Below are 13,551 nucleotides of genomic sequence, written 5' to 3' on the forward strand. Positions count from 1 at the left end.
CTTCTGGCCACATTCGGGAGCAGTCCGTTATGAGCAAATTCCAAGCATTGACCGTCGCGCAAGTGAGCAACGAGACGCGCGACACCATTGCGGTCACTTTTGCGGTGCCGCCAGAGTTGCAGGACGCGTATCGTTATACGCAAGGCCAGCATCTCACGTTGCGCGCCATGGTCAACGACGAAGACGTGCGCCGGTCCTATTCGATCTGCACCGCGGTACAGGAAAACACCTTGCGCGTGGCGATCAAGCGGGCGTCGGGCGGTGTATTTTCGACCTGGGCCAACGACACGCTGAAGGCCGGTGCCGTCATCGAGGTAATGCCGCCTATGGGCCACTTCAACGTGCCCCTGTCTCCGGAACACCGCAAGCGCTACCTGGCGTTCGCCGCCGGCAGCGGCATTACGCCGATACTGTCGATTATCAAGACAACGCTGATCACCGAGCCGCACAGCACATTCACGCTGTTCTACGGCAACCGCGCATCGTCGTCGGTGATTTTCAAGGAAGAGCTGGCGGACCTGAAAGATCGCTACCTGGACCGTTTCAAACTGGTCTATGTGATGAGCCGCGAGCAGCAGGACATCGAATTGTTCAACGGCCGCATCACCAAAGAGAAATGTGAACAATTCTTCAAGCACTGGATAGTGCTCGGCGACGTCGATCAGGCATTTATCTGCGGCCCGGAACAGATGATGCACGACGTGTCGGAAGTATTGCAGGCCAACGGCCTGTCGAAAGAAAAAATCAAGGTCGAGCTGTTCGCGGCCAGCGCCTCGAAGCAACAGCATGTCCCGAATACGCGGCCAGTAGCGGGCAGCCAGGATTGCGAGATCACATTGATTATCGACGGCGCCCACATCAATTTCACGATGGAAAAGGACAAGGAATCGGTGCTCGATGCGGCCCTCAAACAAGGCATCGACATGCGCTACTCCTGCAAGGCCGGCGTGTGCTCCACCTGCCGCTGCAAGGTGCTGGACGGCAAGGTCGACATGGATGCCAATTATGCGCTGGAAGACTACGAAGTCGCGCGCGGCTTCGCACTGTCCTGTCAGAGTTTTCCGGTGTCGGACAAAGTGGTCATGGATTTTGACCAGGACCACTAAATTCAGCGCTAAATAATTGAAATATTGGAGAAATAGACTATGCCTCATCCCTTTTTTGAGCGGCACCAAGTCCTGCTGCAGCAGGCGACGGCAGCAATCGAGCAGCGCGCTTACTGGAGCGCCTATGCCGAAATGCCAAGTCCGAAAGCGTATGGCGAAACCGCCAACGCCGATGGCAAGGCGGCGTACGAAGCCCATCTGGGAAAGCCGTTCGCACTGACGCAGGCGGCGACTGCCGGTCAAACCGGAAAAGAGGCGTCACCCTACGGTTTCGATCTTGGCATCAGCTACCCGAAGGCGGATCTCGAGCAACTGTTCACCGCAATCAAAGCCGCTGCGCCGGCATGGCGCAAGGCCGGACCGGAGGCATGGGTTGGCGTGTCGCTGGAAATCCTGCAGCGCCTGAATCAGCACAGCTTTGAAATCGCCTATGCGGTGATGCACACTACCGGCCAGGCATTCATGATGTCGTTCCAGGCCGGCGGTCCGCATGCCCAGGACCGCGGCCTGGAAGCAGTGGCGTACGCATGGCAGCAAATGCGCAACATTCCGAAAACAGCCATTTGGGAAAAACCGCAGGGCAAGAATGAGCCGCTGAAGATGGAAAAGCATTACACCATTGTGCCGCGCGGCGTCGGCCTGGTCATCGGCTGCTGCACCTTCCCGACCTGGAACAGCTATCCAGGCCTGTTTGCCAGTCTCGCGACCGGCAATGCGGTCATCGTCAAGCCACATCCCGGCGCCATCCTGCCCTTGGCGATTACCGTCAAGATCGCGCGCGAAGTGCTGGCAGAAGCCGGCTTCGATCCGAACATCGTGACGCTGGCGGCACATGAGCAGGGGGACAACGCGGCAGTGGCGCTTGCGACTCGTCCGGAAGTGCGTCTGATCGACTTTACCGGCAGCAGCCAGAACGGCAACTGGCTGGAGCGCAATGCCCACCAGGCGCAGGTATTTACCGAGAAGTCAGGCGTTAACCAGATCATCATCGACTCAAGCGACGACTTCAAGGGCATGGTGCGGAATATCGCGTTTTCGCTCGCGCTGTATTCCGGCCAGATGTGTACTGCGCCACAGAACATATATATTCCAAAAGAGGGCATCGACACGCCGGAAGGACGCGTCAGCTTCGATCAGGTGGTCGCCGCGATCGGCGACAGCATCGCCAGGCTGACCAGCGACCCGGCCAAGGCGGTCGAGGTGCTGGGCGCAATCCAGAACGTCGCTGTGCTCGAACGCATCGACGCCGCGCGCGCCATCGGTGAGGTCGTGCTCGACAGCCAAGCGCTGGAGCATCCCTTGTTCCCCGGAGCGCGCATCCGTACGCCTCTGTTGCTCAAGCTCAGCGCAGTCGACGAGAGCAAGATCATGCAGGAATTCTTCGGCCCGATTTCTTTCTGCATTGCTACCGACAGCACGGCGCACAGCATTGCATTGTCCGAGAAGATTGCACGTGAGCATGGCGCATTGACCCTGTCGGTGTACTCCAGCAGTGCAGAGCTTATTGCCAACGCACGTAGCGCCGCAGAGGAAGCTGGCGTCGCACTGTCGATCAATCTGACCGGCGCCGTCTTTGTGAACCAGTCCGCCGCGTTCAGCGATTTCCACGGCACCGGCGCCAATCCGGCGGCCAACGCCTCGCTGTCGGATGCCGCTTTCGTGGCCAGCCGCTTCCGCGTCGTGCAAAGCCGCGCGCACGCATAGGTAAACAACGAACAAACAAAGACTGGAGCGATTGATGAGCTATGAAAACATCCTGTTCGAGATTCAAGACGGTATTGCGCGCCTGACGCTCAACCGCCCCGGCAAGCTCAACAGTTTTACCGTTGCGATGCATCTTGAAGTGCGTGCAGCGCTGGAGCAGGTCAAGGCCGATCCGTCGGTGCGTGTACTGGTGTTAACCGGCGCCGGGCGCGGCTTCTGTGCCGGCCAGGACCTGGGCGACCGTGCGGTCGCGCCGGGTGCGGCAACGGTCGATCTCGGCGCATCGGTGGAAAAATACTATGCGCCGCTGGTGCTGGCGCTGCGCAATTTGCCGGTACCCGTTATCTGCGCGGTCAACGGTGTTGCTGCAGGAGCCGGCGCCAATCTGGCGCTTGCCGCAGACATCGTGATTGCCGCCAGGTCAGCATCGTTTGTCGAAGCTTTTTGCCGCCTCGGACTGATTCCCGATACCGGCGGGACTTACTTCCTGCCGCGCCTGATCGGTAGTGCGCGTGCAATGGGACTGGCGCTGCTCGGCGAAAAGCTTAGCGCGGAACGGGCGGAAAGCTGGGGCCTGATCTGGAAATGTGTGGCGGACGATGTATTCAGTACCGAGGTGGACAATTTGGCAAAACATTTCGCCGCTGCGCCGACCAAGGGCCTGGCCCGCACCAAGCAGGCGTTGTATGCGAGCCCGGCCAACACGCTGGAACAGCAGCTCGATCTTGAGCGCGATTTGATGCGCGAGCTTGGACATAGCCAGGATTATCGAGAAGGCGTGGCAGCATTCACTGAAAAACGCGCACCGAAGTTCCAGGGAGCATAAGGCATGGCAATCGCACTTGATACTTCGCTGGTTGTCGCGGTCGTCGGCAGCGGCGCGATGGGCGCCGGCATTGCGCAGGTCGCGGCCGCTGCTGGCCACCGGGTAAAACTGTTCGATACCCGTGCAGCAGCGGCTGACAGCGCCATCGTGGCTATCCGCAAAACCTACGGCGCGCTGGCGGCAAAAGGCAAGATGAGCGCCGCTGCCGCGGATGCAGCCAGCGGGCGGCTGCAGTCGGTTGCCGCGCCCGGCGATCTGGCGGATGCTGCGCTGGTGGTGGAAGCCATCGTCGAGAATCTGGACGCCAAGCGGCAGCTGTTTGCCGACCTCGAAGCGGTGGTCGCCGACGACTGCATCCTGGCCAGCAACACCTCCTCGATTTCAGTCACGGCAATCGGCGCCAGCTTGCGCTTGCCGCGGCGGCTTGTCGGCATGCATTTTTTCAATCCGGTGCCATTGATGGGACTGGTGGAAATCGTCAGCGGCCTCGCTACCGACCGCGACATCGCCGACATCATCTATGCAACCGCCGCTGCATGGGGCAAGAGCCCGGTGCATACCGCGTCAACTCCGGGCTTCATCGTCAATCGCGTCGCCCGTCCGTATTACGCGGAAAGCTTGCGCCTGGCGACCGAACAGGCCGCAACGCCGGCAACGCTGGATGCAGTCATGCGTGAAGCCGGCGGATTTCGCATGGGACCGTTCGAGTTGATGGATCTGATCGGAAACGACGTCAACTTTGCGGTAACCAGTTCGGTATTCGCGGCGTACTTTAACGATCCGCGTTTCACGCCATCGCTCCTGCAGCAAGAGCTGGTCAATGCCGGTTTCCTGGGGCGCAAGAGCGGGCGCGGTTTCTATCAGTACGGCGACAACGCCGTTGCGCCGGCGCCGCAGACTGAGCCGGCGTATCCGATCCCACAGGAAGTCATCTTGCAGGGAGAGAATAGCGTGGCCGACACGCTCGCCGCGCGCTTGTCCGCTGCTGGCCTGCAAGTGCACCGTACTTCCTTTCAGCAGGAAGACGGCGCGCTACTGAAGTGCGGCGATGCAACGGTCTTCCTGACCGATGGCCGCAGTGCCACCCAACGCGCAAGCGACAATGCGTTGCCGAATACGGTATTGCTGGATCTGGCGCTTGATTTTTCGACCGCCTCCCGCATCGCCCTCGCACGTGCCGATCAATGCAATGATGCCGCATACGAGATAGCGGTCGGACTGTTCCAGGCAGCCGGCTATGCGGTATCGCCGTTGGGCGATGTCCCGGGAATGGCGCTCATGCGGACCGTCGCGATGTTGGCCAATGAAGCCGCGGATGCAGTCAATCAGGGTGTATGCAGCGTGCAGGCGGTCGATACGGCGCTGCAAAATGGCGTCAATTATCCGCGCGGTCCGCTAGCCTGGGCAGACAGCATCGGCGTGGCCAATGTCAGGACGGTGCTAAGCAATCTGGCTGCGAGCTATGGGGAAGACCGCTATCGCATTTCTCCGCTGATTCATCGCAAGGTCGCAACGGGAGCCACATTTCATGGATGACTTGCAACAAGCACGGGACGCGCAGGCCTTGGCGGAAGCGACCGCCAAGGCGATGTTCGAGCGCGACCAGGCGACACAGTCGCTGGGCATGCAGATCGTGAAGATGGGGCCGGGCTATGCGCAGCTGACGATGACGGTACGGCCGGACATGCTGAACGGTCACCAGACCTGCCATGGCGGATTCATTTTCGCATTGGCCGACAGCGCGTTTGCCTTTTCCTGCAATAGCTATAACCGCAACACAGTCGCTTCCGGTTGCAGCATCGATTATCTGGCCCCCGGCTACGCAGGCGATGTATTGACAGCGGAAGCCAGCGAACAGTCGCGCGCCGGCCGCACCGGTGTGTATGACATTACGGTAAGCAACCAGGCGGGGATCCGCATCGCGCTGTTTCGCGGGAAGTCCTACCAGATCAGCGGCGAAGTTTTAAAAGATACGGTGTAAAGCCGAATAATTCACTGAAGGAGACATATATGCCGCAACGTAAACCCAAGCCGGGCGACCTGGAGCCGATTGAACTGGCAAGCAAGGACGAACTGCAAGCGCTGCAATTGCAGCGCATGAAGTGGTCATTGAAGCATGCCTACGACAACGTGCCGCACTACCGTGCGTCGTTTGATGCCGCGGGTGTGCACCCGGATGACTTGAAGACCCTGGCTGACCTTGCCAGGTTTCCGTTTACGGCCAAGCAAAATTTGCGTGAAAACTATCCATTCGGAATGTTCGCCGTTGCGCGTGAACAGGTGGTACGCGTACATGCTTCCAGCGGCACCACCGGCCAGCCAACCGTCGTCGGTTACACCCAGAACGACATCGACACCTGGGCCAATGTGGTTGCGCGCTCGATCCGCGCGGCCGGCGGCCGCCGCGGCGACATGGTGCATATTTCTTACGGATACGGTTTGTTCACCGGCGGTCTCGGTGCGCACTACGGTGCGGAGCGCCTCGGATGCACCGTGATCCCCATGTCCGGCGGGCAAACGGAAAAGCAGGTGCAATTGATCCGCGACTTCAAGCCGTCCATCATCATGGTCACGCCATCCTACATGCTGAACATCATCGAAGAGTTCACCCGGCAGGGGCTGGATGCTTCCGAGAGTTCGCTGCAGGTCGGGATATTTGGCGCCGAACCGTGGACAGATGCAATGCGCACTGAGATCGAAGCGCGCGCAGGTATCGATGCGGTGGATATTTACGGCCTGTCGGAAGTGATGGGCCCGGGTGTCGCCAGCGAATGCGTCGAAAGCAAGGATGGTCCGGTGATCTGGGAGGATCATTTCTATCCCGAGATCATTGATCCGGACACCGGTGAAGTTCTGGCCGACGGCGAAGAGGGGGAACTGGTATTCACCTCGCTGACCAAGGAAGCATTGCCGATCATCCGTTACCGCACGCGTGACCTGACGCGTCTGCTGCCGCCGACATCGCGTTCGATGCGCCGCATCGGCAAGATCACCGGCCGTTCCGACGACATGCTGATCATACGCGGCGTGAATGTGTTTCCGACCCAGATTGAAGAACTGATTCTGAAGATGCCGAAGCTGGCGCCGCATTACCAGTTGCTCATCAGCCGTGACGGCAATCTTGACCAAGTCGAAGTGCTGGTTGAAATCAGGCCGGATATCAGCAACAGCGTGTCGCCGTCCGACAAAGAGGAACTGGCAAGAGAACTGCAGCGCGCCATCAAGACCTACGTTGGCATCACCACCAAGGTCAGCGTGTTGCCGCCGAACGGCATCGAACGCACCCTGACCGGCAAAGCCAGGCATGTGATCGATCTGCGTCCGAAGATCACCTCTGAACGGCCTGGTGGCGCCATATAAACCATAGCAAAACTGGAATTTTAGGAGTGTCTGAAATGAATGAAGCCTTTATCTGTGATGCCATCCGCACACCGTTCGGCCGCTACGGTGGGGCCTTGTCGTCCATGCGAGCGGATGACCTCGGTGCGCTACCGATCAAGGCGTTGATGGAGCGCAATCCAGGCGTGAACTGGGCCGAAGTCGACGATGTGCTGTATGGCTGCGCCAATCAGGCCGGCGAGGATAATCGCAACGTCGGCCGCATGGCGTCACTGCTGGCTGGGCTGCCGGTCGAAGTGCCGGGCAATACCATCAACCGGCTCTGCGGTTCCAGCCTGGATGCGGTCGGTCTCGCCGCACGCAGCATCAAGGCCGGCGAAGCCGGTCTGATCATCGCCGGCGGTGTGGAAAGCATGAGCCGCGCGCCGTTCGTGCTGGCCAAGGCTGAAAGCGCATTCTCGCGCTCGGCGAAAATCGAGGACACCACCATCGGCTGGCGCTTCGTCAATCCGCTGATGAAGGCGAAGTACGGCATCGACTCGATGCCGGAAACTGCCGAGAACGTCGCCGACGATTTCAAGATCAGCCGCGCCGATCAGGATGCGCTGGCGGTGCGCAGCCAGCAACGCTGGGCCAGCGCGCAGGCCGCCGGCTTCTTCTCCAACGAAATCGTGCCGGTCAGCATCCCGCAAAAGAAGGGCGATGCAAAGGTTTTTGCGACTGACGAACACCCGCGTCCGGAGACTTCGCTGGACATGCTGGCAAGGCTCAAGGGCGTGGTGCGCCCGGACGGCAGCGTCACGGCAGGCAATGCGTCCGGTGTCAACGACGGCGCCTGCGCGATCCTGCTGGCATCCGCCGCCGCAGCGCAGCGCCATGGACTAAAGCCGCGCGCCCGCGTGCTGGGCATGGCGACGGCCGGCCTGGCGCCGCGCATCATGGGCTTCGGTCCGTCGCCGGCATCGAAGAAGGTGCTGGCGCAGACCGGACTGAAGTTGGCGCAAATGGACGTGATCGAACTCAATGAAGCCTTCGCCGCGCAGGCGCTGGCAGTGACACGCGACCTCGGTTTGGCCGACGATGCGGCGCATGTGAATGCGAACGGCGGCGCCATTGCCATCGGCCATCCGCTCGGCGCATCCGGCGCGCGCCTGGTGATGACGGCATTGAACCGGCTGGAGCGCAGCAACGGCCGCTATGCCCTGTGCACGATGTGCATCGGCGTCGGCCAGGGCATTGCACTCATCATCGAGCGCGTGTAACGCGGACACAGAAGTCTGCTGCAAAAGCAGGCAAGCCGCACGGGTAGGTATGAAGCAAGCAGAAGTTTAAAAATATTTTACAAAATCCTTAGAGGAAGTTGGAGACAAACATGACTCAGAAAATTTTTGGCAAGGCCCTCCTGGTCGGTGCATTCCTGCTGTCGACGGCATTCGGCGCCGCTGCGGCAGAACCAATCAAAATCGGCTCCATCCTGTCCGTAACCGGCCCTGCGGCATTTCTCGGCGATCCGGAGCTGAAAACCCTGCAGACCTATGTGGAGAAGATCAATAGCGAAGGCGGCGTGCTCGGACGCAAGCTGGAGCTGGTGCACTATGACGACGGCAGCGAGTCGAGCAAGGCCAACAGTTTTGCCAAGCGCCTGATCGAAGCCGACAAAGTCGATGTCATCATCGGCGGCACTACTACTGGCGCCACCATGGCGACAGTGCCGCTGGTCGAGAAGGCTGGCGTGCCGTTCATTTCGCTTGCCGGCGCGGTGGTGATCGTCGAGCCGGCCAAGAAATGGGTCTTCAAGACGCCGCATACCGACCGCATGGCGGCGGAAAAGGTGTTTCAGGATATGCAGAAGCGCGGCATTGCCAAGGTCGGCCTGTTGTCAGAGTCCAGCGGCTTCGGACAGTCGGGCCGCAAGGAAGCCCAGGGCGTTGCGGCGAAGTATGGCATCACGCTGGTGGCGGACGAGACCTACGGCCCGAAAGACACTGACACCACTGCGCAGCTCACCAAGATCAAAGGTACGCCGGGCGTGCAGGCGATCTTCGTGTTCGGCCTCGGCCAGGGCCCTGCCATCGTGACCAAGAACTACGGCCAGCTCGGCAGCAAACTGCCGTTGTACCAGTCGCACGGCGTGGCGTCGGAGGAATTCATCAAGCTGAGCGGGAAGTCGGCGGAAGGCGTGCGTCTGCCTACCCCGGCGATGCTGATTGCACAGGCGTTGCCGGCCAACGATCTGCAAAAGACAGTGGTGGTCGGCTATAACAAGACATACCGCGACAAGTTCAAGGTCGAACCGTCCACTTTTGGCGGCTACGCCTTCGATGCGCTCGTGCTCTACGTCGATGCGGTCAAGCGCGCCGGTTCCGTTGACAAGGAAAAGGTGCGTTCCGCGCTTGAACAGACCAAAGGCTTGGTCGGCACGACCGGTGTGTTCAACATGTCGGCCACCGACCACCTGGGCCTCGATCTGAGCGCGTTCCGCATGGTTGAAGTCAAGAACGGCGACTGGACGTTGTCGAAGTAGGACTGGCGCGACTGCGTTTTTTGCGTATCAAGGAGATACCATGCTTGCCCAATTCCTCCAGTTCCTGTTTACAGGAATTACGATCGGCGCCGCCTACGCGCTTGCCGCGCTCGGCTTCACCATCATTTACAACACCAGTGGCGTCATCAATTTCGCACAGGGTGAATTCATCATGCTCGGCGGGATGTTTTCCACGGCGTTGCTGGCCGCCGGGTTGCCATTGCCGGCAGCTATCGCGATCGCCGTCGTGTTGACTGGCATAGCCGGCCTGATTGTCGAAAAGCTGGCGATCGAACCGGCGAAAAATGCCGAAGTCGTCACGCTGATCATTATCACGATCGGCGCCTCGCTGACCATTCGCGGCCTGATCCAGGTCTGGCTTGGCAAGGGCAACCACGCTTTGCCGGCCTTTTCCGGCGAGACGCCGATCCAGGTCATGGGCGCCAGCCTGTTGCCCCAAAGCCTATGGGTGCTGGGCGTGGCGCTGGTCATCGTGTTGATACTCGGCTGGTTCTTCGGCAAAACGCTGTTGGGCAAGGCCATGCTGGCTACCTCGCACAACAAGCTGGCAGCACAGCTGGTCGGCGTCAATACCAGGATGATCCTGCTCCTCTCATTCGGCCTGTCCGCGGTGCTCGGGGCGGTCGGCGGCGTCATCCTGGCGCCGATCACCTACACCTCGTACGATATCGGCATCATGCTCGGCCTGAAAGGGTTTGTCGCCGCGGTACTCGGCGGCCTCGGCGGCGGCCTCGGCGCGATTGCCGGCGGCCTGATCCTGGGAGTAAGCGAAGCCATGGCGGCCGGCTACATCTCGTCTGCCTACAAGGATGCAGTGCCGTTTGTCTTGATTCTGCTGATCCTGTTTTTCCGTCCGGGCGGACTGTTCGGCGCCAAACTAACGGAGCGCGTATGAAAACTTCATCTACCCGGGCCGCGGGCATTGCCGTGACTCCTGCGCCAGCGTCCGCAACGGTTGCTATTCCAACCGCGTCAACTGCGCGCATGAGCAGTCATATTGCGCGTTACAAGGGCCTGGCGATTCTCGCAGTGATCCTGGCGCTGCTGCCGTGGCTGCTGCCAAACAGCTTTTACTACGACGTTGCGATTCGCATCGCGATCAATGCCATCGTCGTGATCGGCCTCAATCTGCTGATGGGATACACCGGGCAGATCAGCCTCGGACATGCCGGCTTTCTCGGCATCGGTGCGTATGCATCCGCCGTGCTTACCTCGCACTTCAGCTGGGCGCCGTTGCCGGCGATGCTGGCGGGCGCTGCCGCAACCGGCATCCTTGCATTCGTCGTCGCGCGTCCAATCCTGAGGCTGAAAGGCCATACGCTGGCGATGGCGACGCTGGGCCTTGGCATCATCATCTCGATTGTCCTCACCAATGAAGCGCAGTACACCGGCGGGCCGGACGGCATGGCGGTACCGGCATTCGCATTGCTCGGCTGGACCATCGCGGGCGAAAAGACCTGGTACGCAGTCGTGGCAGTGCTGCTGGTGCTGGCCACATGGGCGGCGCTGAATCTGATCGACTCTCCCGGCGGCCGCGCGCTGCAGGCCATCCACGGGTCGGAAGTGGCGTCGCGCGTGGTTGGCGTCGACACCACGCGCTTCAAGCTGCGCGTCTTCGTTTTGTCGGCCGTGGCGGCGAGCCTGGCCGGTAGCCTGAGTGCGCATTACGTCGGCTTCGTCACACCGGGAATCGCCGGCTTCTTCCACTCCATCGAGCTGGTGACGATGGTGGTGACCGGCGGCATGGCGTCGGTATTCGGCTCCATCGTCGGCGCCGCATTGCTCACCTTGCTGCCGCAAGTGCTGTCGACCTTTGAGGGCTGGGAAACGGTGGTGTACGGCGTGATCCTCATGCTGACCATGATATTCATGCCGCAAGGCCTGGTGCCGACCTTGCATCGGCGCTTCGGCAGCCAGGGACGCTAATCATGCTCAGCATTCAAAATCTCAGCAAGACGTTCGGCGGTGTAAAGGCGGTACAGAATGTCAGTATCTCGATTAAAGAGGGAACCATCCATTCTGTGATCGGACCGAACGGGGCTGGCAAGACCACTTTGTTCAACCTGGTGACCGGCGTGTACACCCCGACCGGCGGCGAGATCATGTTTCTGAACGAGGATGTGGCCGGCATGGCGCCCGACCAGCTGGCATGCCGAGGCATGAGCCGCACCTTCCAGAACCTGCAGGTATGCATGAACATGAGCGCGATCGAGAACGTGATGGTCGGCGCGCATCTGCGCCTGAACCGGAGCCTGATTGCCGGCATGCTGCGACTGCCGTCGGTGCGCCGTGCCGATGTCCTATGCCGTGACGAAGCGGCCGAACTGATGCAGTTCGTCGGGGTCGGCAAGTATCTCGGGTCAGCCGCCAGCCAGATGTCATACGGGGCCTTGAAGCGCCTCGAAATCGCGCGTGCGCTTGCGGCCAAGCCAAAGATCCTGCTGCTCGACGAGCCGGCGGCGGGGCTCAATCATACGGAAACCCGCGAGATCGAGGTACTGATACGGAAGGTTGCGGATTCGGGCGTCACCATGGTGCTGGTTGAGCACGACATGAAGCTGGTGATGAACTTGTCCGACATCATTTCGGTACTCGATTACGGCCAGAAGCTGGCGGAAGGCACGCCGGCCGAAGTGCGCGCCAACCCGGATGTTATCGCCGCCTATCTGGGCGCATCTGCCTAAGGAAATCGTCATGCAAGCTCTCAATATCATCAGCGCGGAACACCGCGGAATGTGGCGTTTGACCACGGCGCTCGACAGCATCAGCCGGGAAATGCAGAGCAGCGGCTCGCATGGCGGCGCCAGCGTAGTGGTCATGATGCTCGACTATCTGGACGCGTACATCGACCGCATGCACCATCCGAAAGAAGACAGGTATCTATTCCGTCTGTTACGGCTGCGTGCTCCGCATGCGGTCGCCGCCATAGAAAAGCTCGAAGCCGAGCACGAAGCCGGACCGCGGCACCTGGCCGCACTGCGGGCGCTGGTCTTCAGTTTGGCGCAAGGCAACCAGAACGACAGGGCGGCATACTTCGAACAGATGGCGCGTTTCATCGACAGTCTGCGCACGCATATGCGATTTGAAGAAACGACCGTGTTGCCATTGGCGCGAGAGGTATTGACCGCAGAAGACTGGCAGGAAATCGACGCGGCGTTCCTGGACAACCAGGATCCGCTGTTTGGCGTGCATGCGCGCGCCGAGTTTGCCGATTTGCGCGCCCGCATTGTGATGCTTGCGCCGGAGCCTGTGGGTCTGGGTAGTGCGGCGATCGCCAACGCGCAGCCGGACGCCAAACGCCCGGTGCTCGAAATCAGGGGGGTGACCAGCCACTATGGGCGCATACAGGCATTGCACGGCATCGACCTGCAGGTCGGCGAAGGACAACTGGTCGCACTGGTTGGCGCCAACGGCGCCGGCAAGACGACTTTGCTGCGTTGTATCTCCGGTGTGCAGCCGACCGGTGCCGGCAGTATCTCCCTGCATGCGGCCGACATTACCCGCATGGCTCCGGACAAGCGGGTGCGCGCCGGCATTTGCCAGGTGCCGGAAGGCCGCCAGGTATTCGGCCCGATGTCGATCGAAGACAACCTGCGGCTGGGTGCATTTACCCGTCCGCAGGAAGAGCTCGCGCACGATATGGAAAGGATGTACGCGCTGTTTCCGATCTTGAAGGAAAAGCGTCTTCTGCCTGCCGGGACGTTGTCGGGCGGGCAGCAACAGATGCTCGCCATGGCGCGCGCGCTGATGGGCCGGCCAAAGCTGCTGCTGCTGGACGAACCGAGCATGGGGCTGGCCCCGCTTCTGGTAGAAGAGATATTCCGCATTATCGGGAATTTGAAAGCGCAAGGCATCACCATTCTGCTGATCGAACAAAACGCGCATGCGGCGCTGTCGATTGCGGATATCGGCTACGTAATTGAAACCGGCGTCATTACGCTGTCGGGTCCAGGTCCCGAGCTGTTGAACAACGAGCAAGTCAAGAGCGCCTACCTAGGCATGTAGGCGGCAGGCGCAAAAATGCATTTAAC

General features: G+C 60.6%; 12 protein-coding genes and 1 pseudogene. All 13 read left to right on the forward strand.

The genetic code is table 11. The annotated features are described in order from the left end of the window. The first annotated feature begins 29 nt into the window (after positions 1-29). Positions 30-1,106 (forward strand): 1,2-phenylacetyl-CoA epoxidase subunit PaaE, encoded by a 1,077-nt coding sequence (gene paaE / locus BLV81_RS07615; protein ID WP_092354059.1) that lies wholly within the window; start codon positions 30-32, stop codon positions 1,104-1,106. Positions 1,107-1,145: 39 nt separating this feature from the next. Next, positions 1,146-2,810, forward strand: a complete 1,665-nt coding sequence (paaN, locus tag BLV81_RS07620; RefSeq protein ID WP_092354061.1) for a phenylacetic acid degradation protein PaaN — start codon at positions 1,146-1,148, stop codon at positions 2,808-2,810. A gap of 34 nt (positions 2,811-2,844) precedes the next feature. Next, positions 2,845-3,636 (forward strand): 2-(1,2-epoxy-1,2-dihydrophenyl)acetyl-CoA isomerase PaaG, encoded by a 792-nt coding sequence (gene paaG / locus BLV81_RS07625; RefSeq protein ID WP_092354063.1) that lies wholly within the window; start codon positions 2,845-2,847, stop codon positions 3,634-3,636. A 3-nt stretch (positions 3,637-3,639) separates the two neighbouring features. Next, the gene (gene paaH, locus BLV81_RS07630) at positions 3,640-5,172 is read left to right on the forward strand and encodes a 3-hydroxyacyl-CoA dehydrogenase PaaH (protein ID WP_092354065.1); all 1,533 of its coding nucleotides are present in this window, start codon (positions 3,640-3,642) and stop codon (positions 5,170-5,172) included. Then, positions 5,165-5,617 carry a hydroxyphenylacetyl-CoA thioesterase PaaI gene (gene paaI, locus BLV81_RS07635; RefSeq protein WP_092354067.1) on the forward strand — a complete coding sequence of 151 codons (453 nt, stop codon included), beginning with the start codon at positions 5,165-5,167 and terminating at the stop codon, positions 5,615-5,617. The genes paaH and paaI overlap by 8 nt, the downstream gene beginning before the upstream one ends. Before the next feature lie 29 nt (positions 5,618-5,646). Beyond that, complete coding sequence (gene paaK / locus BLV81_RS07640; RefSeq protein WP_092354069.1) at positions 5,647-6,996, forward strand: phenylacetate--CoA ligase PaaK; 1,350 nt, start codon at positions 5,647-5,649, stop codon at positions 6,994-6,996. A gap of 35 nt (positions 6,997-7,031) precedes the next feature. Then, entirely contained in the window at positions 7,032-8,237 is a 1,206-nt protein-coding gene (pcaF, locus tag BLV81_RS07645; RefSeq protein WP_092354070.1) for a 3-oxoadipyl-CoA thiolase, read from the forward strand. A 110-nt stretch (positions 8,238-8,347) separates the two neighbouring features. Further along, the gene (locus BLV81_RS07650; RefSeq protein WP_092354072.1) at positions 8,348-9,499 is read left to right on the forward strand and encodes an ABC transporter substrate-binding protein; all 1,152 of its coding nucleotides are present in this window, start codon (positions 8,348-8,350) and stop codon (positions 9,497-9,499) included. Between the two features lie 40 nt (positions 9,500-9,539). Then, on the forward strand, positions 9,540-10,415 hold the full coding sequence (locus BLV81_RS07655; RefSeq protein WP_092354074.1) for a branched-chain amino acid ABC transporter permease: 876 nt from the start codon (positions 9,540-9,542) through the stop codon (positions 10,413-10,415). Continuing rightward, positions 10,412-11,446, forward strand: coding sequence for a branched-chain amino acid ABC transporter permease (locus tag BLV81_RS07660; RefSeq protein ID WP_369823837.1), 1,035 nt, complete (start codon positions 10,412-10,414; stop codon positions 11,444-11,446). Before BLV81_RS07655 ends, BLV81_RS07660 begins: the two co-directional genes overlap by 4 nt. A 2-nt stretch (positions 11,447-11,448) precedes the next feature. Then, a complete protein-coding gene (locus BLV81_RS07665) occupies positions 11,449-12,204 on the forward strand; it encodes an ABC transporter ATP-binding protein (protein WP_092354078.1) in 756 nt (251 codons plus the stop codon). Positions 12,205-12,214: 10 nt separating this feature from the next. Next, positions 12,215-12,619: pseudogene (locus BLV81_RS24175) on the forward strand (hemerythrin domain-containing protein); the annotation flags it as partial. A gap of 204 nt (positions 12,620-12,823) precedes the next feature. Further along, on the forward strand, positions 12,824-13,525 hold the full coding sequence (locus tag BLV81_RS24180) for an ABC transporter ATP-binding protein (RefSeq protein WP_255365061.1): 702 nt from the start codon (positions 12,824-12,826) through the stop codon (positions 13,523-13,525). The last annotated feature ends 26 nt before the right edge of the window (positions 13,526-13,551 follow it).

Source organism: Collimonas sp. OK242, from assembly GCF_900107095.1.
Classification (GTDB): Bacteria; Pseudomonadota; Gammaproteobacteria; order Burkholderiales; family Burkholderiaceae_D; genus Collimonas.